We start from the raw sequence: 21,182 nt of genomic DNA on the forward strand, positions 1-21,182 counted from the left end.
CGGCTGGTCTTTCGGACCGCCCGGCGGGGCGTTTCGCATGGCGCGGGCAAGCCCGGCAAAATAATGGCGTGACCCGGTTGCCGGACTTACGGTATGCAGTGAACATGGGAAAACCGTGCGGCGGGACGTGGCCGCGCGGTACATGCATGGCGCGCCCGCCGCACGGCACGGATGCCCGGCCAGCGCGCAGGAGGTGAGGGGCATGAGCGACCTCGGCATATCGTCTACCAGTTTTGGCAGTTCCGGCAGCTTCGGCAGTTCCGGCGCATGGGACAGCCAGACCTTCGGCGCGGCGGTGGTGAGCAAGACGCTGGACACCATGAACGGCGTGGCGTCTTCGCCGTTGCAGGCGGCACCCTGGGACAAGCAGACCTTCGGCGCCGCCGTGGTGGGCAAGACCCTGGACTACATGAATGCGCCGGGCATGGGCAGCACGGGCGGAACCAGCCCCACGGGCTGGTCAGGCTCCATGAGCGCAGATTACGATTTCCAGAAGTCGGTACTGGGGGCGGCCTATTCCGGCGCGGGCGCCCTGGTGGACATGTACGCCTGATGGCTGCCCTGTGTGGCGCGGCCAGACAGGGGCTGACCGATTGATGCACGGCGTCTGCCCGCAAGGGTGGGCGCCGTTTCACGTTCTTGATTTCTTGCAGGGGGTTGCACTCGCGCGGGGCAGGGGATGCCAGCGCCGGGCAGACATGGCGGAGACGGCGGAGCGGTCGGGGCCGCTGGGTAGCGCATTGTTCCCGCAATCCCCCGCAGGCATAGGCTATTTACGTTTTTGTTAATGATTTCGCTTGACAGCGCTTCAAGCCGTCCGCTACAACACCGCAACACGCCTGTAGAAACGTGTGGCACTTCCTGCGACCGATGCGGTGGCTTTCCCGTGTCGGCAGTATGGCTTTCGCGGTGCAGTGGCCAATGGAGCCGTGCAGGGGCACCCACCCCTGCCCGTGCATGTCCGGTCACGCCGCGCAAGGGGGCCAGCGCGCCGTCCGGGGTTCTGCCCGGGGTGGTGCAGTGTACTGCATCGCGGGGCGCATTCCTGACAATATGGTAAAAAGACGGCGGCGGCCCGCGCCCCCGCCGGTACAGCATACGGACGGCCGCGCATGGCGATGATCGAATTCCACGACGTGCACAAGTGGTACGGCGAATTCCACGTGCTCAAGGGCATCACCCAAAAGGTGGAGAAGGGCGAGGTGCTGGTCATCTGTGGCCCCTCCGGCTCCGGCAAGAGCTCCTTCATCCGGTGCCTGAACCGCCTGGAGCCCATCCAGAAGGGGCAGATCCTGCTCGAAGGCAAGAGCATCCACGACAAGGGCGTGGACGTGAACGAACTGCGCACCGAGGTGGGCATCGTCTTCCAGCAGTTCAACCTGTACCCGCATCTTTCCGTGCTGCACAACGTGACCCTTGCGCCCACCAAGGTGCGCAAGATGCCCAAGGCCAAGGCGGAATCCATCGCCATGGAATTGCTGGAGCGCGTGGGCATCCACGATCAGGCCCGCAAGTACCCCGTGGAGCTTTCCGGCGGCCAGCAGCAGCGCGTGGCCATTGCCCGCGCCCTGGCCATGCAGCCCAAGGTCATGCTGTTCGACGAGCCCACCAGCGCGCTCGACCCCGAAATGATCAACGAAGTGCTCAATGCCATGAAGGACCTGGCTCGCGCGGGCATGACCATGCTCTGCGTGACCCATGAAATGGGCTTTGCGCGCGAGGTGGCGGACAGGGTCGTCTTCATGGACGGGGGCAAGGTGATCGAAGAGGCCCCGCCGGACGTCTTCTTCTCCAGCCCCAAGCACGAGCGCACCCAGGCCTTCTTGCGGGAAATTCTGTAGCGCTTCCTGCCGACGCGCGCCGTCGGCAGGCCCTCAGCCGGGCGGCGCGCCTGCGCCTCGGGCACGACACGCGATACCCCCGGCAGCCGCGTAGCGGCACGCCGGGTTCGGACGACGGACGAACGCCCATCCCGGGGGCCTGCGGCCCCCCGAACCGCATCAGCAGGGAGAACTCTCATGAAGCGTCTTGTGCTACTGGCCGTGGCCCTGTGCGTGGTGCTTACCGGCACCATGGCTCACGCGGGCAAGATCGAGGACATCAAGGCCCGCGGCGCGCTCGTCTGCGGCGTCAAGGATTCCACCGTGCCCTTCGGGTATATCGACGAACAGAGCAAGCAGATCGTCGGCTTCGACATCGACATCTGCAAGGCCGTCGCCGACAAGATGGGCGTGAAGCTGGAACTGAAGACCGTCACCAGCGCCACCCGCATCCCCATGCTGACCCAGGGCTCCGTGGACATGGTGGCCGCCACCATGACCCACAAGTTCGAGCGTGACGACGTCATCGACTTCTCCATCACCTACTTCATGGACGGCCAGAAGCTGCTGGTGAAGAAGGGCGGCGGCGTGAAGAGCGCGGCGGACCTGAAGGGCAAGAAGGTCGCCACCGCCAAGGGCTCCACCTCCGAAAAGAACATCAAGGCCGCCCAGCCCGAGGCCACCGTGGTCTCCTTCGACGAGTACCCGCAGGCGTTCCTGGCCCTCAAGCAGGGCAAGGCCGAAGCCGTCACCACCGACTCCACCATCCTGCTCGGCCTGCGCAATTCCGACCCCGAGCCCGACAAGTGGGAAATCGTGGGCGACTACATCTCGCCCGAACCCTACGGCCTGGGCCTTGCCGAAAACGATTCCAAGTTCCGCGACCTGGTCAACCGCACCCTGGTGGACCTGTGGAATTCCGGCGAATACGTGAAGCTTTACGACAAGTGGTTCGGCAAGGACACCAAGTACTACCTGCCGCTCACCTGGAAGATGGAAACCTGGCCCTACTAGCACGCACCAACCCGACGGGGGACGCGGCGCCATCGCCGCGCCCCCCGTTTTCACGCGGATACCGTCTTGCAGTACAACTTCGACTGGAAACTCGTCCTCTCCGGCGAATACTTGCAGTGGATCATCGACGGCGTCGTGGTCACCTGCCAGATTTCCGCCCTTTCGCTGGTGCTGGCCATGGCCCTCGGCACCCTCATCGCGGTGATGCGCCTTTCCGCCGTGCGCCCGCTGGTGTGGTTCAGCGCGGGCTTTACGGAGTTCTTCCGCAACACGCCGCTGCTGGTCCAGATCTTCTTCTGGTACTTCGGTTCCGACGCGGTGTTGCCCACAGCCGTCAACCAGTGGCTGTACAAGCAGAATTTCGAGTTCGCGGCGGGGGTCATCTCCCTTGCGGTGTACACCGCCGCGTTCATCGCCGAAGAGATCCGCTCCGGCATCTTTTCCATTCCGCGCACGCAGCTTGAAGCTTCGCGCGCCTGCGGCCTCACCTTCCTTCAGGCCATGCGCTACGTGGTCCTGCCGCAGGCCTTCCGCATCATCGTGCCGCCGCTGATCTCGCAGGCGCTCAACCTGTTCAAGAACTCGTCGCTGTGCATGACCATCGGGGTCATGGAACTTACCTACATGGCCCGCCAGATCGAGTCATACACCTTCCACGGGTTCGAGGCGTTCACGGTCAGCACCCTGATCTACCTCACCATCTCGCTGCTGGTGTCGTTCAGCATCACCCAGTACAACAAGTACTTCCTGCGGACCATCAAGTACTGACGATCCCCGCGCCGCACTGGCGGCCCGGCCTTTTCGCGCGGCGGCGCCGCGTGACCCCGGATACCGCCGGGCAGCGCGCCGCCCATGTTTCAGAATCAGTCGCAAGGAGCAACCGGCGTGCAGTGGGACGTCGTCTGGAGAAATTTCGATTACCTGCTCGTGGGCTCGTGGCCGCAGGGGCCGCTGGGCGGTCTTGCCATGAGTGTGGTGCTGGCCATCGGCGGCATTTTCGGCGCGTTCTGGCTGGGCCTCGGCTTCGGCCTGCTGCGCCTGTCCGACCGCTGGTGGCTGCGCCTGCCCGCCATCATCTACGTGGAAGTCATTCGCGGCATCCCGCTGCTGATGCTGATCTTCTGGTTCTACTTCCTTGCGCCCATCGTGCTCGGCCATACCCTGCCAGAGGCGGAGAGCGCCCTTGTGGCTTTCATCGTGTTCACTGGCGCCTACATCGCCGAAATCGTGCGCGCCGGGGTCATTGCGCTACCGCACGGCCAGATGGAGGCCGCGCGCGGCACCGGGCTTTCCAAGACCCAGGCCATGATCTACGTCATCCTGCCGCAGGCCCTGCGCAACATGATTCCCTCGTTCGTGAACCAGTTCGTCAGCTTGACCAAGGACACCTCGCTCGCCTACATCATCGGCGTTTCCGAACTTACCCGCACGGCCACCCAGATCAACAACCGCGAGCTGACCGCTCCGGCGGAACTCTTCTTCACCATCGCCGTGCTGTACTTCATCGTCTGCTGGACCCTGACCGCCGCAAGCCGGCGCATGGAACGGCAGATGGCCCGATACCAGGCAAGGTAACCACGTGTCCGACCTTATCCGCATCAGCATCGTCATTGCCGCCGACTGCCCCGAAGATCTCGAAACCGTCGACGCCGTCCTGGCCCTTGCCGTGCCCTTCGGCTGGGAAGAGGAAAGCCTGCCCGACGGCTCCGTGCGCCTGCGCGTGCACACCGACAACCCCGCCTTTTGCGAACAGCTTCTGGCCACCCTGCGCGCCGAACTGCCCCGCGCCGAGGTGACCCGCGATTCCGTGCCCGATACCGACTGGACCCTGGCCTGGCGCGATTTCTTCACGCCCGTGCCCTGCGGCACCCACTTCATGGTCATCGCCCCATGGATGATCAACACCGTGGACCTTGAAGGCCGCACCCCCATCGTCATCGAGCCCAAGACCGCCTTCGGCACCGGCCACCATCCTACCACCGCCCTGTGTCTCGGCGCCGTCTCCGAGCTGGCCGCCTCCGGTCGGCTGCGGCCAGGTCTGCGCTTTCTCGACCTCGGCACCGGCTCCGGCATCCTCGCCATCGGTTGCGCCAAGCTGGGCATGACCGGCGTGGCCACCGACATCGACATGCTGGCCGTGGAAAACGCCGAGGAAAACCGTGTCATCAATGCCGTGGCCCCCGCCATTGACGTGCGCCTCGGCAGCACCGGCGTCGCCCAGGGCGAACGCTACGACGTGCTGCTCGCCAACATCCTCGCCCAGCCCCTGAAAGACCTCGCCCCCGACATCCTCGGCCTGCTGGCCCCCGGCGGGTGCCTCGTGCTCTCCGGCCTGCTCGCCGTACAGGCCGATGGCGTGGAAGCCGCCTACACCAGCCTCGGCATGCCCCCCGCACGCCGCCGCGTGGAAGGCGAATGGGCCGCCCTGATCTGGGAGTAGGGAAGAAGAGTTACGAAATTACGGAAGTACCGGGGAGGGGACCTTTTGCGGCAGCCGTTAGATGAGCGCGAAGCGCGAATCTTACGGATGGCGACCGCAGAGCGTAAAAAGGTCTCCCTCCCCGGACCCCTCCCCCCAAAACTTTTCAATTGGGGTAGTGAAGGGGAAGGCCGAGAATTTTTGTACCGCGTTACTCGATGTAGTGACGCGGTATTTTTATTGGAAAAATATTCCCTTAAGGGGTGCAGGGGGCCATGCCCCCTGCCCGCCGGAGGCGTAAAAAAAGACACGACCTGCTGCCGGAGGCATATGCACAGCCCCCGAAACAGAGACGCGCCATCGGTTGCGGGGCATGCGCGATGAGGCTAGGGTGTCGGCCTATGCGAGGGAAACGGGAACGCCTGCTGCGAGAGATGTACGCGGCCATGCACGCCCGGCTGGGGCCGAGCGGCTGGTGGCCGGGCGAGACGCCGCTGGAAATCTGCGTGGGCGCGGTGCTGACGCAGAACACCGCGTGGACCAACGTGGAAAAGGCCATCTATCGCCTGCGGGACGCGGGCGCGCTGGCCAGCGGCCAGACGCTGCTGTCCCTGCCCGAGGCGGAACTGTCAGAGCTGATCCGCCCCGCGGGCTTCTTTCGGCTGAAGGCGGTGCGCCTGCGCAACCTGCTGCGTTTCCTGGACGATGCCTGCGGCTTCGACTTCGGCGTGCTGGCCGGTAAGGACCTCGACGACCTGCGCCCCCGGCTGCTCAAGGTGTCGGGCGTCGGACCGGAAACGGCGGATTCCGTGCTGCTGTACGCCGTGGGGCTGCCTACCTTCGTGGTGGATGCCTACACCCGGCGCATCCTGCACCGGCACGGCATGGTGCCGGACGACATCCCCTACCACGAACTGCGCGACGTGTTCATGGACGTACTGGAACCGGACGTGCCCCTGTACAACGAATACCACGCCCTCATCGTGCGGGTGGCCAAGGACTGGTGCCGCGCCCGCGCCCCCCGTTGCGCCGACTGCCCCCTGTGCTCCTTCCTTGACGGCGGGGTGGCCTGAGCCATGCGTCTGATCCGGCTTCCGTTCCTGCCGTTCCGGGCGGCTGCCGCCGGGAACGGGCAGGGTGCCGGACGGCCTGCCGGCCGAACCTGCGAACGTCCCGGCGTGGCGGCATGCTGCCTGCTGTGCCTGGCGCTTGCGCTGGCGGTGTGGCTGGCCGTGCGGCCAGATCCGTTGCTGGCGGCCACGTCCGGCTCCATCGGCAAGGCGGGACCGATCAGGCCTGCTCCGGGTGACACGGATGACGATGACGATGCACCCGCTTCGCCCGGAACGTCGGGCAGGGGAGGGAGGGGCGCCCCGCAACGCCAGGAGGCGCGCGGCAAGGCGGCGCCGGTGGGCCAGCTGACCACGGAAGAAGACATCCGCAAGGCGCTGGAGGCCCAGCAGGCCCGCCTGCGCGCCAGGCAGGAGAGCATCACCAAGCTTTCGGTGCAGGAACGCGCCCTGAACACCGACCTTGCCATGGCCGAAGACCGCATCACCGCGCTGGAGGCCAAGGTGGCCCGGCAGGAACAGGAACTGGTCCAACTGGAGGCAGCCGCCACCGACGTGCGCGCCGCGTACGAACGGCTGGCCGCCGAGCGTTCCCGCACGGAAGCGTCGCTCTCCGGGTTGCTGCAACTGCTGTGGCCGCTGTACGTGCGCCAGAAGGGGGTGGGCGCGCGCGACCTGACCGACTGGCGCATGGCCGAGCGCGACTACGCCTGGACGCAGGAAATCTACAAGGTCATCGGCGAGCGGCAGCAGGAACTGCATGCCCAGGAAACCGCCATGGCAGAGGCCCTGACCCGGCGCGAGGCCCTGTCCGAACAGGTGCGCAAGCAGGTGGAGGCGCTGGGGGCGGACCGTTCGAAGCTGCTGGCCGACAAGCAGCGCTTCCGCCAGTCGCTGTCTTCGGTGCGCCAGCAGCGCGAGGACGCAGAGGCGGAACTGGCCGACCTTTTCGAGATGATCCAGACCCTCAATGCCCGGCTGGAACAGGCCCTGTCGCGTGGCGACATAGAGAAGCAGAAGGGCCGCCTGCCGTGGCCGGCCAAGGGCCGGGTGGTGCGCCGCTACGCGCCGGAGGCCAAGACCCCCGTGCGCGGGCTGGGCATTTCGGTGGGGCAGGGCGAACCGGTGCGCGCGGTGGCCTATGGCCGCGTGGTGCACAACGACACCATGCGCGGCTTCGGTCGCGTGGTCATTCTGATGCACGGGCAGGCGTACTATACGCTGTATGCCTTCCTGGCCGACAGCCCGTTGCGGCTGGGGCAGGAGGTGGGCGGCGGCCAGCAGGTAGGCACCGCCGGGTTCTACCCGGACGCCAATGGCCCCGGAGTCTATTTCGAATTGCGTTTTCACCAAAAAGCCATTAACCCTGATGCGTGGCTTCTCTCAGCAAATTAGCCTCTTTTCGGGCTTTCGGAGGTTTCATTATGCGTGTGACGCTGTGGACGGCCACGCTGCTCATTCTTGGCGTGCTCGCCATTTCCGGCGGGGCGGCGCTGGTGCCCGGCACCGTCGGTGCAGCCAGTGAGGAAGGCAAATACGACTCGCTGAAGCGCTTCAGCCAGGTGCTCGACCTGGTGGAGCGCTATTACGTGCGCGACGTGCCCCGCAAGGACCTGATCAACGGGGCCGTCAAGGGCATGCTGCAAGGGCTGGACCCCCATTCGACGTTCCTGTCGGTGGAGGAATTCAAGGAGATGCAGGAAAGCACCTCCGGCGAATTCTTCGGCATCGGCATCGAAATTTCCAGCGAGAACGGTCAGCTCATCGTGGTGGCCCCCATCGAGGACACCCCCGCCCACAAGGCGGGTCTGAAGAGCGGCGACATCATTCTTGCCGTGGACGGCGTGCCCACCCAGGACATGACCACCCAGGAAGCGGTCACCCGCATCCGTGGCGCCAAGGGCACCGAAGTGGAGCTGTCCATCCTGCACCGCGACGCCAAGGCCCCCGAAGTGGTGCGCCTGGTGCGCGACGCCATTCCGCTCATCAGCGTCAAGTCCAAGATGCTCGAGGACGGCTACCACTGGGTTCGCCTGACCCGCTTCAGCGAACGCACCACCGGTGAGCTGGTGGACGCGTTGAAGGAAGCCAACAAGAAGGGCATGAAGGGCATCATCCTCGACCTGCGCAACAACCCCGGCGGGTTGCTGGACCAGGCCGTGAGCGTGTCCGACACCTTCCTGAAGGACGGGGTGATCGTGTCCATCCGTGGCCGCATGGAAGACGCCAGCCGGGAATACCGCGCCAAGGCCCAGCCCGGCGACGTGACCGTGCCCATGGTGGTGCTGGTCAACGCCGGTTCCGCCTCGGCCTCGGAAATCGTGGCCGGTGCCCTGCGCGACCACAACCGCGCGCTCATCCTGGGTGAACGCACCTTCGGCAAGGGGTCGGTGCAGAACGTCATTCCGCTGTCCGACGGGGCTGGCCTGAAGCTGACCGTGGCCCTGTACTACACGCCCAATGGCCGCTCCATCCAGGCGGAAGGCGTGGAGCCCGACTTCGAGGTGCCCTTCGAACTGCCGCGCGAGGAAGAAAAGGCCCACCGCCTGAACATGGTGCGCGAAAAGGATCTGAACCGCCACATCGAGAACGGTTCTTCCGGCAAGGATGCGCGTCCTTCGGCCAAGGCCGCGGACGACGTGAAGCAGGCCCTGGAAAAGGACAACCAGCTGCGCATGGCGTTGCAGTTCGTGAAGCGCCTGCCCCGCCTCAAGGATATCCAGTAGGCGCGCCGCCGCGCAGGCGGTGGGCTGCCGATGCCGTTGTAACGCTACACGATGAAAAACCAGGGGCGCGGGAGACCGCGCCCCTGTCATGTCAGGGCATGTCGGGACATGTCGGGCAGTGGCGGGTCATGCCGGGTCATATCGATCAAGGCAGGGCATGCCGCAGGCCGGGCGGCGCCACGGGTGGCGCGGCATGACCCGGGCATGGAGCAGGAGAGTGCATGGCAGGGGAGAAAACCCCCGGAAAGAAGCCCCCCCGCAAGGATGACGCCAAGGGGGGCACGGGACGCAAGCCCGCCCAATCGGGCCAGTCGGATAAATCAGGCAAGTCGGGCAAATCGGGCAAGCCGTCGGGAACATCCGGATCGCGGCGTTCCGGCGGCAAGCGCGGCAAGCCCACCCTGACGCCGCTGGTGGCGCGGGCCGTGCTGGCCATTTGCGTGGCCGCCACGCTGCTGGTGATGCTGTTGTTCGTGTTCGGTTCGCCGGTGAAGCAATTCACGGACAGCGGCGCGCGCAAGCCCGCCGTGGCCGAAAAGAGCGACAGGAAACCGCAAGCCCCGCAGCCGGGGCAGAAGCCGCAGAAGGGCGAGCCGAAGCGCGGGGAGCAGGCCGAACTGCCCCAGCTTCCCCAGTTTCCCCAACTGCCCCAAACCCCGGTGGGTGATGCGCCCAGGGGAGAGGCCGCAACCGACCAGGCAAAGGGCGATGCCGATGCCGATGCGTCGCAGCCTGCCCAGCCCGAACGCGCGGCCAACGGCAAGCCCGCTCCCGCTGACACGGGCGGGGCGGACGGCGAGGTGCGCCAGCCGGTGACCCCCGGCAACCTGCCGTACGAAGAGACCCTGGACGCCCCCGTGGAGGCGGGCGTGAAGCAGGTGGACTACGCCCTGGTCCAGACCGTGACCCGCCTGGGCCTTGGCCGCGACCGGCTGCGCCTGGCGTCCATCGAAAACCGCCAGGCCAAGGGCCAGACCTTCCACTTCCAGCGCATGGAAATGCGGCTGGACGGCGCGCCCGACCGCTTCGTGCAGACCCTGAAGGAAACGCTGGCCGCCTGGTCCGATACCGCCAACGTCGAGCAGCGGGCCGACGACCTGCTCATCGTCACCGTGGACGGCCTGCCCACCCACGAGATTTCGCTGCTGCTCTACGAGGGGGCGCCGCCCCCCGTGGCCGTGGCCCCGGGCGGGGCGCGGCTGGCCATCGTCATCGACGACATTGGCGAAAGCATGTCCGCCGCGCGCGACCTTGCCGCGCTGGACTACCCGGTGACCTTCTCCGTCTGGCCGCGCAGCACGCACGCCCGCGAGGCAGCGGAGCTTGCCCACAAGGCCCGGCGCGAGGTGATGATCCACCTGCCCATGGAGCCCGTGCGCTACCCGCAGGTAAAGCCCGGCCCCGGCGCCATCCTGTCCGGCCAGCAGCCGCAGGAAATGGCCGCGCTGGTGCGCGATGCCGTGCGCCGCGTGCCCTACGCCGTGGGGCTGAACAACCACATGGGCTCGCGCGCCACCCAGAATGCGGCGGCCATGCGCACCGTGTGCGAAGCCCTTGACGGCACCGGCATGTTCGTGCTCGACAGCATGACGCATCCCGCATCGAAACTGTACTTCGAGGCGAAGCGCGCGGGACTGCCCGCCTACAAGCGGAACGTGTTCCTCGACGTCATCGCCGACAAGCGCAACATAATGTTCCAGTTGGACAAGGCGGCCCGCATCGCGCAGGCCGAGGGGCAGGCCATCGCCATCGGCCACCCCCTGCCGGAAACCGTGGCCGCCCTGAAGGAGTGGGCGCGGACGCGGGATCGCACGGTTACCATCGTAACCGTCCGGCAACTCGTCCATTGATCACGCTGCGTTCTTTCGCCCTCCGGCGGCGTCGGACGTCGCCTTTTACTCCGGTCACGTACGTCTTGGTACGCTCCCTTCGTAAAAGGCTTGTCCTCCTTGCCGGAGAACGAAATCTCCGCAGCGTGGCGCGTGCGTGTAGTGCAGGCTGAAACCGCAAGTGAGTGAGGCGTTTTCAGCCCGGCCTGCCGCACCTGATGGCATGTCCCCTGTACGGGCGCGGGTGAACCGTTCCGTTGCCGCCCGCGCCGCAACCGCAACCCTTGCAGTATCCGGAGGAAATGAATGGCCGAGCGCACCTTTTCGATCATCAAGCCCGACGCCGTGGAACGCAACCTGTCCGGCGCCATCCTGAAGATGATTCAGGACAGCGGGCTGAAGGTCGTCGCCATGAAGATGATCCACCTCACCCGCAGCCAGGCCGAAGGCTTCTACGCCGTGCACCGCGAGCGTCCCTTCTTCGACAGCCTGGTCACCTACATGTGCTCCGGCCCGGTGGTCTGCTCCGTGCTCGAAGGCGACAACGCCATCCAGCGCTACCGCGACCTGATGGGCGCCACCAATCCGGCCAACGCGGCCGAAGGCACCATCCGCAAGACTTACGCCGTCAGCATAGAGGCCAATTCCGTGCACGGTTCCGACGCGCCCGAAACGGCTGCGTACGAAATCGCGTACTTCTTCAACGCTCTGGAGATGGTAGGGTAGCGCAATGGGCACCGTTCTCGGCTGCATCGGCTGCGGCAACATGGGGGCCGCCATCCTGCGCGGTCTTTCGGGCCGCCAGGGGCTTTCCCTGCTGGGGTACAATCCCACGCCCGCCAAGGTGCTTGCGCTGGCCGACGCCGGCGTGCGCGCCATGCCCGACGCCGCCGCGCTGGCCGCACAGGCCGACGTGGTGCTGCTGGGGGTGAAGCCGTATCTGGTGCCCGACGTGCTGCGCGCCATCGCGCCGTCGCTCACGCCGGGCAAGGTGGTGGTGTCCATCGCCTCCGGCGTGTCCATCGCGGCCATGAAGGCCGCCATTGCGGAAGCGGGCGGTCCCGAATGCCCGGTGGTGCGCGTCATGCCCAACACCCCCGCCATGGTGGGCAAGGGCGTGTACGCGCTGTGCTTCGAAGACCCGGCACTGGATGCGCCCCGGCGCGATCTGGTGCGGGGCCTGTTCGAATCCATCGGCACGGTCATCGTGCTGCCGGAAGCCCGGTTCACCGCCTTCACGGCGGTGGTGGGCTGCGGCCCGGCCTACGTCTTCTACTTCATGGAGGCGGTGACCGAGGTGGCCGTGACGCTGGGCTTCACCCGGCAGGACGCCACGGAACTGGTCAAGGGCCTGTTCTCCGGCTCGGTGGCCCTGGCGGAGCAGTCCGGCACGCACCTTTCGGTGCTGCGCGAACAGGTCTGCTCCCCCGCGGGCAACACCATCGCCGCCATGAACCAGCTGGACCGCGAGGCCGTGCGGGGCCGCATCATGGATGCGGTGCTGGCGGCCTACAGGCGCGGGCTGGAAATGGAGAAGTAGCGGGGCATTCCGCCCTTCCCCGGATTCCCGGCTTTCCCCGGCCTTGTGCCGCGGAGGGACCATGGAACGCACGATCCCCCGTCGCGGCAACGCGGCGGGGGATTTCTGCGTTTGGAGAATGCGTAGTGGCGGGGTGCCAGCGCGTGGGGTGGCTCGCACCTTGGGGAGACAGGCGGCAAGGGCCAACCCGAACTGAGCGGACAGGCCCGACGTGGTTCATTCGTCGCCGTTGCCGTCGGGCACGCTCCAGCGGCGCAGCCACGCAGCCAGCGCAGCTTGCGGCACGTCGCCCCGGCCCAGTCGTTCGAATACCAGAATCCTGTCGCGGGGCGGGGCGTGGCAGACCTTGCCGTGCAGGCGCAGGAACAGCATGGCGGTGACATAGGCTGTACGCTTGTTGCCGTCCACGAAAGGGTGGTTGCGCGCAAGGCCGAAGGCATAGGCGGCGGCAAGCCCGAAGATGTCTGGCGCGTCATAGTTGGCCAGTTGTTTCGGACGCGACAGGGCGCTTTCCAGAAGCCCCGTGTCGCGCACGCCGGTGGCACCGCCGTGTTCGTCTATCTGCCGGTCGTGGATGGCCAGAACCACGTCGGCGGGTATCCACCGGATCATCGTTTGGCCAGTTCGCGCAGGATGTTCCGGTCTTCGCGCATGATGTCGTCGGCAAGGCCGATCTGTTCGGCGAATTCTTCGTTGACCGGGGTAAGCCGGAACCCGCCGTCCGGAGCTTCCGTGAGGTAGATGGTGTCACCTTCGCGTACGTTCATGCGTGCCACGGCTTCCTTCGGCAGGACCATGCCCAGCGAATTCCCCACCTTGCGTACCTTGACGGTTTGCATATGCACCTCCGTTATTACGAATGTACTAACAATGCAGGGCGACGCAGGCAAGCGGATGCGACCGGATGCGGCCGGAAGCCGAAAGCCAGGATACGAGCCGACGGAGTGGCCGCCCGGCGCACCGCCCTTACAGGAACAGGTCGGCGTCTGTCGGCGTTCGGTCCCACTGGATCTTGCCGCGAGACTTCTTGTACTTGCGCAGCAGCACGTACAGCGCGCCCGCGCCGCCGTGGGTGGGCTGGGCCGTGCAGAAGGCCAGCACCACCCGCTTGAACGGGTCGTGCGTCAGCCAGGCCTGCACCTTTTCGCGCAGCACGCCCATGCCGTCGGGCGAGTTTTTGCCCCGGCCCGGTATGACCAGCACGGTGCGCATGCCCTTGTGGTAGGCCGCGCGCATGAAGCCGATCATGGCCTCGTAGGCTTGCAGGGCGTTCATGCCGTGCAGGTCCAGGTGGCCTTCCGGGCTGTACTGCCCGGCGCGCAGCTTGCCCACGGTCAGCGCGTCCAGCCCCACCACGTGGCCTTCCAGGTATTCGTCGGTGAATTCCAGCGCGAATTCCACCGTTCCGTCCATGAAGTCCTGCAACGGGTGCCCCACGGCGGGCGCGGCGGCCTCGCGCGGGGCCGTTTCCGGCGGCACTTCGCGTCCCTTGCCCGCCAGCGTGCGCACGCCGGACATGGCCTTGGTGAACAGGTTGTCCTCGTCGGGGGGCGGGGTGTGATCGTGATCGGTCACGGCCTGCCGCGAACGCTGGCGTACCGCCTCCTTGCGTTCGGAGGCGGTGACGGGCACGGCATGGGGCTTGCCGGGGGGGGCTGCGCCTGCTGAGCCTGTTGCGCCTGTCACGCCTGTCATGCCTGTCATGATTGAGGAGGCAGACGGGGGAGCGGCAGGAGCGTTTTCAGCTACGGGCGTACCCTCCGCGTGTTCCAGCAGCCGCCGGAACCCCGGCTGGTCCTGCAAGGAAAAGCCGTTGCGGCTCGCATCCGCATCCAGTCTTGCCGCCGTGTTCGGCGCCAGTTTGTCGCGTTCGGCGGCGCGCATCGCGGATGCGGGCGCGGCGGGCCGGGTGCTCTGCCCGCCACCGGGGCGGGGGGACGACGAAACGTTGGGCACCGGGGGCGATGCGGGCATCTCCGGCGTTACGGACGCCGGAGCAGGCTTCTGGTTCGCGTGTCCTTGCGGTGTGCCCTTGCCGGGCTTTTTCGGCGCATCCAGCCGCTGCACGGTGCCCATGGCCGACATGAAGGCCTCGGCATCCTCGGAGGAAAGGGGCTCGTCCGGCAACTTCTGGCTGCCGCCGGGCCGCGTCCCGGGCTTGGGCGCGGAAGGGGCGGGGCGAACGGCGGACTTGGGAGCACGGGCGTCGCGAAAGGCGCGCTTGTTCAGCGAGCGGAAGGGATTGGCGCTGTCGAAATCGTCGTCTGGGGTGTCGGCCATGGGGCGTCTCCGGGATATGTGGGCGGGGTGGGCAGGGCGCGTCCGGAAGGAGAGGGAGCGCCGTCGTCCCCGGCGGAATACGGGGTGGTTCCAGGTGGGGGATTCTCCGTGCCGGGCGGGGTGGTGTCAAGGCCCGCGCAGCGTCGGCAGCGGCCCCCGCTTATTACACGCTGTTACATGTGCGCCCGTGCCCCTGCATTGTCCACGGTCAGCCGGATGTGGTAGTCACCAGCGCAACGGAGGTTCTCATGACCACATCGTATTCCCCGCGCCGCGTGGCGCGCGTTCTGCCTGTTCTCATCCTGCTGCTGGCGCTTTCCACCCTGCTTGCCGGGTGCGGCGCGCGTTCGTCGTTCTTTGGCGGGCCGGAGCCCTTCGGCGAGGACACCGTGTTCGGCCAGGGCCGTCACAAGGCCGTGCTGATCAACGTCAACGGCGTCATAGACAACCGGTCCAAGTCCGGCCTGTTCCGCGAACGTCCCGGCATGGTGCAGGAAGTGGTGGCGCAGTTGCGCCTGGCCGCCGAAGACCCGGACGTGAAGGCCGTCATCGTGGCCATCGACAGCCCCGGCGGCGGCGTTACCGCCAGCGACGTGCTGTACCACGAGCTGATGCGCCACCGCGAGCGCACCGGCCAGAAGGTCGTCGCCCTGATGATGGATACCGCCGCCTCCGGCGGGTACTACACCGCCCTCGCCGCCGACCGCATCGTGGCGCACCCCTCCACGGTCACCGGCAGCATCGGGGTCATCTTCCTGCGGCCCGAGGTGGCCGGGCTCATGGACAAGATTGGCGTGCGCGCCGTGGTCAGCAAGTCCGGCGACCACAAGGACATGGGATCGCCCTTCCGCGAGGGCACCGACGAGGAACGCGCCCTGTTCCAGTCCATCATCGCCGACATGAATGGCCGCTTTCAGGGCCTTGTGCGCGAGCGCAGGCCCGCCAGCCACGGGCACGAAGCCGCATTTGCCGATGCGCGCATCCTGACCGCCCGTCAGGCCCTGGCCGCAGGGCTGGTGGACCGCATCGGCTACTTCGAGGACGCCCTGGCCGAAACCGCCAGCCTGACCGGAACCAGCGACCTGCGCGTGGTCACCTATCGGCGCGACCCCCTGCCCGGCGCCACCGAATACGCCACCGCCACCACCCCCGCAGGGTCGGGCCGCATGGCGCTCATCGACCTTGGCCTGCCCGGCATGGACGCCGCCTCGCGCGCCGGGTTCCATTACCTGTGGTTGCCCGAGGCCGGGATGTAGGGAGGTTTGGGAAGTAATCGGGGGAAGGGGAGGAAAATTTGGAAATTTTCCTCCCCTTCCCCCGAACCCCCATCCCCTCCTTCAAACTTTTTAATTGGCTGTTTTCGCACGGGTAAAAGAAACCCCTGCTGCGTAGTTGCAACAGGGGTACAACGGACCAAATGAAAAGTTTGGGAGGTTGGGGGTCCGGGGGACGGAACCTTTTGCGGCAGCCGTTAGGTGAGCGCGAAGCGCGAACCTTACGGATGGTGACCGCAGAGCGTCAAAAGGTTCCTTCCCCCGGGTGCGTTTGTAACTACGCCCCCGGCGCGTCCGCTTCCACCAGCGCGTCCACGATGGTGCGCAGCACGGTGGCGGCGGGGCGGTCGGGGTGCGAGGCGATGTAGATGTTGCCCTCGTCGCCCGCGCGGACGATTTCCGGGTCCAGCGGCACCGCGCCCAGGAAGGGCACGTTCATTTCCTTGGCCAGTCGTTCGCCGCCGCCCTGTCCGAACAGCGATTCCACGTTGCCGCACTTGGAGCAGACGATGCCGCTCATGTTCTCTATGACGCCCAGCACCGGCACGTTCAGGTCTTCGCAGAAGCCCAGCGAGCGGCGCACGTCATCCACGGCCACGGCCTGCGGCGTGGTGACGATGAGCGCGCGGGCGGCGTCGCCCAGCAGCTGAAGCACGGACAGGGGCTCGTCGCCGGTGCCGGGAGGGCAGTCCACCACCAGAAAGTCCAGTTCGCCCCAGGCCACGTCGGACAGCAGTTGCTTGATGAAGCCCATCTTCACCGGGCCGCGCCAGATTACCGCCTGGCGGCCATCAGGCAAAAAGAAGCCCAGCGACATGACGGAAAGCGAAACCCCCTCGCGCCACTGCACGGGGTGGATGACGTCGCCATCCGTTTCGGCCTGTGCCGCGTCCAGCTTGAGCAGGCGGGGGATGGACGGGCCGTGCACGTCCACGTCCAGCAGGCCCACGCGCTTGCCCGCCAGGGCAAGGCCTGCGGCGATGTTGGCGGCGGTGGAGCTTTTGCCCACGCCCCCCTTGCCGGACATGACCACGATGGTGTTGCGGATGTGCGACAGGGTGGCCTGCAGGCGGGCCTCTTCGGCCTGCTGTTCCGGGGTGGGGCCGCCGCACCCGCCGCCGCAGCCCGAGCTGGCGGCAGGAGTAGAGGCGGAGGGGCAGCCCTCGGGATTTCCGGCGGAGCCGCAACCGGCCGCGCTGGGGCAGCCCTGACAGGAAGAAGAATCGCTCATGGGGTGTTGCCTCCGGCAATGGCATACCCCCGGAACCGTCCGGGTACGCACAGGGCGCCGGACGGGCCGGGGGGTGAATTCTGCGTCGGAACGGGGATATTGCCCGACGTATGCAACTGTAACCACGCGCCCGCCATGCCGCAAGCCCGTGGGCAATGTTCCGTTTGCCGCTACCCGCGCTTGGCGGCCCGCGCCGTGCGCAGCCAGTCGTACCAGCCTTCCAGCCCTTCGCCGCTGCGGCAGGACATGGGGAAGATGGTCAGTTCCTTGTTCAGGTGCGTGGCAAAGCGCTTGGCCCGCTCCACGTCAAAGTCCACGTAGGGCAGCAGGTCCACCTTGTTCAGCAGCATTACCTTGGAAAGATTGAACAGCAGCGGGTATTTCTCGGGCTTGTCGTCGCCCTCGGTCACGCTGAGCAGGGCCACCTTGTGGTCTTCGCCGCAGTCGAATTCCACCGGGCAGACCAGGTTGCCCACGTTCTCGATGAACAGGATGTCGATTTCCGCGAGGTCGAAGTTGGACAGCGCTTCGAGAATCATGTTGCTGTCCAGATGGCAGCCGCCGTCGGTGTTGATCTGCACGGCCTTGGCGCCGGTGGCTGCCACGCGGCGGGCGTCGTTGTCGGTTTGCAGGTCGCCCTCGATGACCGCCATGCGGAATTCGCCGCGCAGGTCGGACAGGGTGCGCTCGAGCACCGAGGTCTTGCCCGCGCCGGGCGAACTGATCATGTTCAGGACCAGAATGCCGTGCCGGGCAAACAGGCTTTTCAGTTGTACGGCCATCTTGTCGTTGGCTTCCAGCACGTTCCTGACCACGGGTATTTCCACGCCAGCCCCCCTATTCGGCTTCGATGTGTTCGACGTACAACTCGCGCCCGGCCAGCACGTGGTGCCCGGCCTCCTCGCCGCAGGCGGGGCAGGGCGCGAACAGCAGTTCCTTGCCCTGCGGCTCGAACTCCTTGCCGCAGCCGCCGCACAGCAACTTCACCGGGGCCATGGCCAGTTCCAGCTTGGCGCCCTCGAAGTCGGTGCCGATGGTCATGGCCTCGAAGGCGAATTCCATGGCCTCGGGCACCAGGTTGGCCAGCGCGCCAAAGCGCACGCGCACCAGCAGAAGCCGGGTTGCGGAGTGCTTGGCCAGTTCTTCCTGAACGATGGAGATGACGCTGGATGCGACGGACATTTCATGCATCCGGCATGGATAAAGGAAAAGCCACGGCGCGTCCAGTTGGTGGGGCGGCGGGACGAGTCCTTGCCCGCCCCGCCGGGGAGTGCCCGGTTTAGCCCGGTCTCGGTGAGTCTCGGTCGGACTCGCCTGGTTTCGTCTGGTCCCGTCCGGTCTGGCCCGGTCCGGCCCGGCCTGGTCGTATTCCGCCGGACGCTGGAGAATCAGGGGGAATGACCGGCGTGGTCAACATGACGGGCGCGATCAACGCAACGGACGCGATCAACGCAACCGGCGCGGTTGGCGGGCCCGGCCTGACCGGCGCCACGAATACGACGGGCGCGCTGCCGCCGCCGACCCGCACGCCTCGGCCCGTTTGCAACGTCCGCGAAAAAGGGTACATCTGGGCCCGGCGCGCCTGCGTCATGCGGCGTACCGTGCCGCCACAGGAGCAGATATGGAGACCGGCATCTTCAAGGGCGTCTATTCCAGCGTCGAGCCACGCCAGGCTGGCAGGCCCGGCGGTGGCGTACCGGGGCGCAGCGCCGCGCGCAAGCGCTACTGGTTCGTGTGGGAGCACGACGCGGGCGGGTTCGTGGTGCAGCCCCTGTCGGCCAGCATGGAACCCACGGGCGAGCGCCGTGCCGTCAGCACGGCGGAACTGGCGCGCGGCTACGCCTTCGAGCCGGACATCCTTGCCGTGCCGATCAGGACCGCGCCCATGGCAGCCGCCTACGGAGAGCGCGAGGAGGCAAGCCGTGGCGCGGCCTCTGCCCAGGCTGCGCCAGTCCGGAAAGATGCGGCTAATCCGGCCAATCCGGTTAAGCCGTCCAGTGGCGGCATTCAGGCATCGGGCATGGCGACCGGGCGCGATGCCACCCGCCGTTCCGGCGATATCGCCGGGCACGAGGTGGGCGCGCAGACCGAACGTGCGCTGCGGGCAGACTTCGCCACTGCGCTGGCCCAACTGCGGCGCGGCGACCGCGACCGCGCCGTGCGCGCGCTGGAGCGGCTGGCCGAGACCCCCGGCGAATTCGTGCCTGCCCATCGCCACATGTTCACCGATTTCGGCATCAACCTGCGCAAGAGCAAGCTGCCGCGCATTGCCATCCGGCATCACCTGCGCGCACTGGACCTTTCGCCGGACGACAGCCACGTGCATTTCAACATCGCCCGTGCCTACTACGACATGGGCGACATGGACCGGGCGGAACGGCATCTGCGCGCATCGCTGGACCTGACGCCCGACCTCGATCCCTCGCGCCGCTTTCTCGACTTCCTGCTGGAGCGGAAGGGCGGCGCCGCCAACGTTGATGGGACGGCCCCCAAGGCCGCCCGGTAAGGAGACTTTCGCGAGATGAACAAAACCATCGCCATGCTGATCCCCACCGTCGTGCTGTTCGCCATGGCGCTCATCCTGTTCAACCATTTCGGCTCCGGCGACGAAAAGCCCGCCCCGGTGGAAGGCCCCTCGGTGCAGGCCCCGATGCAGGCCCCGACGCAGGGGCAGCCCCAACCGGGGCAGCCGGGCATGCCCTACTTCGAACAGGGCGGGCAGGGCGCTCTGGCCCCCGGCCAGTCCGGCGGACAGCCCGGCGGCACGATGACCGAAACCCCGGCAGGCATGGTTTCTCCCGGCGAGGGAGAGCCCGCCGCCACGCCGCCAGGGGCGTCCGCGTCCGCCGAACCGCGCACCGCGCTGGGCCGCATGGCCTCCAAGTCTGGTGCCGACCTTGCCACCCCGCTGGAAAGCAAGAAAAAGGAACCGGTAAAGGGCACCGACAAGGGCACGGAAAAGGCCGCTCCGGCCAGGCAGGCAGAGAAAGCGGCCCCGGCCCCGGCCAAGGCAGAAAAAACGGAAAAGGCCACCCCCGCCGCCAAGCCGCAGGCAGCCGCTCCCGCTCCCGCTGCCCAGCCCGCTCCGGCCAAGGCCGCTGCCGCCCCTGCATCGCCGCAGACGGCCAAGGGCGACCATGCCATCACCTCGGCCACCATCAAGTTCTCGGGCAGTACGGCCATCCTGCACCTGCAAGGCGATGCGCCCATCCAGTACAAGTACATTGTTCTGCCCAACCCCGACCGGCTGGCCCTGGACCTCGTCGGCGCGTGGTCGGTATCCGCGCCCGCGGTGCCGTCCAACCGGGTCATCGAAAAGGTGCGCGTGGGCCGCTACGGCGAGAACACCCGCATCGTGCTGGACCTGAAGGCCGCGCCCACCAAGCATGAAGTGGTCAAGAGCGGAGACAAGGGGATAGAGGTCCGCGTCCAGTAGGGGCTGCCTCCAAATCGTCTTCCTGCCCGTTGGCGGACCGACCCGAAGGGCGCGACGCGTGCCCGTCAGGTGAGCTTGCGAACCTTGCCCCAGCCGGAGGCGAGTCCGCGAGCCTGACGGCTGAGGCATACGTCCTCATGGCAGGCCGGTTTTCCTTGCCAGCGAACAGCGATCCTGATTTGGGAATAGTGCTTACTTTCCGAAATGATTTGCAAAACAAAAGCGGGATGGCATGCGCCGTCCCGCTTTTTCATGTCCGCCGTCTGCAAGGGCACGGCGCGCGGCCCGGAAGGGCTACTCCACGTCGAATCCGGCCTTGCGGATGGCTGCCTTCACGGCGTCCACGTCCACCGGGGCCGATTCGGTCCATGCGGCCTCGCCCTTTTCAAGGCTGACGTCCACGTCCTTGACGCCGGAAACTCCGGCAACGGCCTTGGTTACGGACATCTTGCAATGATTGCACGACATTCCCTTCACGGTAACGCTGGGCATGGCTGGCTCCTTGGCTTGCGGGTCACGAATGTTGCGCGTGCCCTTGCCTTG

The 21,182-nt window shown here is 66.8% G+C and carries 22 protein-coding genes; 15 read left to right on the plus strand and 7 right to left on the minus strand.

From position 1 onward, the window contains the following. Window positions 1–202 precede the first annotated feature (202 nt). From K6142_RS04575 to proC, 12 genes are all read left to right on the plus strand, one after another. Complete coding sequence (locus K6142_RS04575; RefSeq protein ID WP_190244881.1) at window positions 203–553, plus strand: hypothetical protein; 351 nt, start codon at window positions 203–205, stop codon at window positions 551–553. Between the two features lie 559 nt (window positions 554–1,112). Then, window positions 1,113–1,841: an amino acid ABC transporter ATP-binding protein gene (locus K6142_RS04580; protein ID WP_015946766.1), complete on the plus strand. Its 729-nt coding sequence runs from the start codon at window positions 1,113–1,115 to the stop codon at window positions 1,839–1,841. Window positions 1,842–2,018: 177 nt separating this feature from the next. Further along, window positions 2,019–2,834, plus strand: a complete 816-nt coding sequence (locus K6142_RS04585) for an ABC transporter substrate-binding protein (RefSeq protein WP_190244882.1) — start codon at window positions 2,019–2,021, stop codon at window positions 2,832–2,834. 66 nt (window positions 2,835–2,900) lie between these two features. Beyond that, entirely contained in the window at window positions 2,901–3,602 is a 702-nt protein-coding gene (locus tag K6142_RS04590) for an amino acid ABC transporter permease (RefSeq protein WP_015946768.1), read from the plus strand. A 117-nt stretch (window positions 3,603–3,719) separates the two neighbouring features. Beyond that, window positions 3,720–4,409 carry an amino acid ABC transporter permease gene (locus tag K6142_RS04595; protein WP_190244883.1) on the plus strand — a complete coding sequence of 230 codons (690 nt, stop codon included), beginning with the start codon at window positions 3,720–3,722 and terminating at the stop codon, window positions 4,407–4,409. A gap of 4 nt (window positions 4,410–4,413) precedes the next feature. Continuing rightward, window positions 4,414–5,274: a 50S ribosomal protein L11 methyltransferase gene (locus K6142_RS04600; protein WP_190244884.1), complete on the plus strand. Its 861-nt coding sequence runs from the start codon at window positions 4,414–4,416 to the stop codon at window positions 5,272–5,274. Window positions 5,275–5,654: 380 nt separating this feature from the next. Beyond that, the gene (locus K6142_RS04605; protein ID WP_190244885.1) at window positions 5,655–6,326 is read left to right on the plus strand and encodes an endonuclease III domain-containing protein; all 672 of its coding nucleotides are present in this window, start codon (window positions 5,655–5,657) and stop codon (window positions 6,324–6,326) included. A gap of 105 nt (window positions 6,327–6,431) precedes the next feature. Further along, window positions 6,432–7,718 (plus strand): murein hydrolase activator EnvC family protein, encoded by a 1,287-nt coding sequence (locus tag K6142_RS04610; RefSeq protein ID WP_223290348.1) that lies wholly within the window; start codon window positions 6,432–6,434, stop codon window positions 7,716–7,718. Window positions 7,719–7,747: 29 nt separating this feature from the next. Continuing rightward, window positions 7,748–9,049, plus strand: coding sequence for a S41 family peptidase (locus K6142_RS04615; RefSeq protein ID WP_190244887.1), 1,302 nt, complete (start codon window positions 7,748–7,750; stop codon window positions 9,047–9,049). A gap of 221 nt (window positions 9,050–9,270) precedes the next feature. Beyond that, entirely contained in the window at window positions 9,271–10,899 is a 1,629-nt protein-coding gene (locus tag K6142_RS04620) for a divergent polysaccharide deacetylase family protein (RefSeq protein ID WP_190244888.1), read from the plus strand. Between the two features lie 285 nt (window positions 10,900–11,184). Beyond that, window positions 11,185–11,604: a nucleoside-diphosphate kinase gene (gene ndk / locus K6142_RS04625; protein WP_007527740.1), complete on the plus strand. Its 420-nt coding sequence runs from the start codon at window positions 11,185–11,187 to the stop codon at window positions 11,602–11,604. Between the two features lie 4 nt (window positions 11,605–11,608). Next, window positions 11,609–12,418 carry a pyrroline-5-carboxylate reductase gene (gene proC, locus K6142_RS04630; protein ID WP_190244889.1) on the plus strand — a complete coding sequence of 270 codons (810 nt, stop codon included), beginning with the start codon at window positions 11,609–11,611 and terminating at the stop codon, window positions 12,416–12,418. Window positions 12,419–12,634: 216 nt separating this feature from the next. Here the strand turns inward: proC and K6142_RS04635 are convergent, their stop codons facing one another. From K6142_RS04635 to K6142_RS04645, 3 genes are all read right to left on the minus strand, one after another. Beyond that, window positions 12,635–13,030 carry a type II toxin-antitoxin system death-on-curing family toxin gene (locus K6142_RS04635; RefSeq protein ID WP_190244890.1) on the minus strand — a complete coding sequence of 132 codons (396 nt, stop codon included), beginning with the start codon at window positions 13,028–13,030 and terminating at the stop codon, window positions 12,635–12,637. Next, window positions 13,027–13,257: an AbrB/MazE/SpoVT family DNA-binding domain-containing protein gene (locus K6142_RS04640; protein ID WP_190244891.1), complete on the minus strand. Its 231-nt coding sequence runs from the start codon at window positions 13,255–13,257 to the stop codon at window positions 13,027–13,029. The genes K6142_RS04635 and K6142_RS04640 overlap by 4 nt, the downstream gene beginning before the upstream one ends. A 127-nt stretch (window positions 13,258–13,384) precedes the next feature. Beyond that, on the minus strand, window positions 13,385–14,698 hold the full coding sequence (locus K6142_RS04645) for a Smr/MutS family protein (protein WP_190244892.1): 1,314 nt from the start codon (window positions 14,696–14,698) through the stop codon (window positions 13,385–13,387). Window positions 14,699–14,946: 248 nt separating this feature from the next. Between K6142_RS04645 and sppA the strand changes: the two genes are divergently transcribed. Then, a complete protein-coding gene (sppA, locus tag K6142_RS04650; protein WP_190244893.1) occupies window positions 14,947–15,954 on the plus strand; it encodes a signal peptide peptidase SppA in 1,008 nt (335 codons plus the stop codon). Between the two features lie 295 nt (window positions 15,955–16,249). Here sppA and K6142_RS04655 read toward each other — a convergent pair whose 3' ends face one another. From K6142_RS04655 to K6142_RS04665, 3 genes are all read right to left on the minus strand, one after another. Next, the gene (locus K6142_RS04655) at window positions 16,250–17,203 is read right to left on the minus strand and encodes an Mrp/NBP35 family ATP-binding protein (RefSeq protein WP_190244894.1); all 954 of its coding nucleotides are present in this window, start codon (window positions 17,201–17,203) and stop codon (window positions 16,250–16,252) included. Between the two features lie 170 nt (window positions 17,204–17,373). Next, complete coding sequence (gene hypB / locus K6142_RS04660) at window positions 17,374–18,030, minus strand: hydrogenase nickel incorporation protein HypB (RefSeq protein WP_015946779.1); 657 nt, start codon at window positions 18,028–18,030, stop codon at window positions 17,374–17,376. 10 nt (window positions 18,031–18,040) lie between these two features. Beyond that, entirely contained in the window at window positions 18,041–18,385 is a 345-nt protein-coding gene (locus K6142_RS04665) for a hydrogenase maturation nickel metallochaperone HypA (protein ID WP_223290349.1), read from the minus strand. A gap of 439 nt (window positions 18,386–18,824) precedes the next feature. On the opposite strand from K6142_RS04665, the gene K6142_RS04670 reads away from it, so the two are divergent. Continuing rightward, entirely contained in the window at window positions 18,825–19,709 is an 885-nt protein-coding gene (locus K6142_RS04670) for a tetratricopeptide repeat protein (protein ID WP_190244896.1), read from the plus strand. A 15-nt stretch (window positions 19,710–19,724) separates the two neighbouring features. Further along, window positions 19,725–20,639, plus strand: coding sequence for an AMIN domain-containing protein (locus K6142_RS04675; RefSeq protein ID WP_190244897.1), 915 nt, complete (start codon window positions 19,725–19,727; stop codon window positions 20,637–20,639). A gap of 294 nt (window positions 20,640–20,933) precedes the next feature. Here K6142_RS04675 and K6142_RS04680 read toward each other — a convergent pair whose 3' ends face one another. Beyond that, on the minus strand, window positions 20,934–21,131 hold the full coding sequence (locus tag K6142_RS04680; protein WP_015946783.1) for a heavy-metal-associated domain-containing protein: 198 nt from the start codon (window positions 21,129–21,131) through the stop codon (window positions 20,934–20,936). Between the last annotated feature and the right edge of the window lie 51 nt (window positions 21,132–21,182).

Source organism: Nitratidesulfovibrio sp. SRB-5 (genome assembly GCF_019931275.1).
Lineage (GTDB): Bacteria > Desulfobacterota > Desulfovibrionia > Desulfovibrionales > Desulfovibrionaceae > Cupidesulfovibrio.

Coding starts and splice junctions, on each gene's coding strand:
- K6142_RS04575 (WP_190244881.1), top strand. CDS start 203: ATGAGCGACCTCGGCATATCGTCTACCAGTTTTGGCAGTTCCGGCAGC.
- K6142_RS04580 (WP_015946766.1), top strand. CDS start 1,113: ATGGCGATGATCGAATTCCACGACGTGCACAAGTGGTACGGCGAATTC.
- K6142_RS04585 (WP_190244882.1), top strand. CDS start 2,019: ATGAAGCGTCTTGTGCTACTGGCCGTGGCCCTGTGCGTGGTGCTTACC.
- K6142_RS04605 (WP_190244885.1), top strand. CDS start 5,655: ATGCGAGGGAAACGGGAACGCCTGCTGCGAGAGATGTACGCGGCCATG.
- K6142_RS04615 (WP_190244887.1), top strand. CDS start 7,748: ATGCGTGTGACGCTGTGGACGGCCACGCTGCTCATTCTTGGCGTGCTC.
- K6142_RS04620 (WP_190244888.1), top strand. CDS start 9,271: ATGGCAGGGGAGAAAACCCCCGGAAAGAAGCCCCCCCGCAAGGATGAC.
- ndk (WP_007527740.1), top strand. CDS start 11,185: ATGGCCGAGCGCACCTTTTCGATCATCAAGCCCGACGCCGTGGAACGC.
- proC (WP_190244889.1), top strand. CDS start 11,609: ATGGGCACCGTTCTCGGCTGCATCGGCTGCGGCAACATGGGGGCCGCC.
- K6142_RS04635 (WP_190244890.1), bottom strand. CDS start 13,030: ATGATCCGGTGGATACCCGCCGACGTGGTTCTGGCCATCCACGACCGG.
- K6142_RS04640 (WP_190244891.1), bottom strand. CDS start 13,257: ATGCAAACCGTCAAGGTACGCAAGGTGGGGAATTCGCTGGGCATGGTC.
- K6142_RS04645 (WP_190244892.1), bottom strand. CDS start 14,698: ATGGCCGACACCCCAGACGACGATTTCGACAGCGCCAATCCCTTCCGC.
- sppA (WP_190244893.1), top strand. CDS start 14,947: ATGACCACATCGTATTCCCCGCGCCGCGTGGCGCGCGTTCTGCCTGTT.
- K6142_RS04655 (WP_190244894.1), bottom strand. CDS start 17,203: ATGAGCGATTCTTCTTCCTGTCAGGGCTGCCCCAGCGCGGCCGGTTGC.
- K6142_RS04665 (WP_223290349.1), bottom strand. CDS start 18,385: ATGTCCGTCGCATCCAGCGTCATCTCCATCGTTCAGGAAGAACTGGCC.
- K6142_RS04670 (WP_190244896.1), top strand. CDS start 18,825: ATGGAGACCGGCATCTTCAAGGGCGTCTATTCCAGCGTCGAGCCACGC.
- K6142_RS04675 (WP_190244897.1), top strand. CDS start 19,725: ATGAACAAAACCATCGCCATGCTGATCCCCACCGTCGTGCTGTTCGCC.
- K6142_RS04680 (WP_015946783.1), bottom strand. CDS start 21,131: ATGCCCAGCGTTACCGTGAAGGGAATGTCGTGCAATCATTGCAAGATG.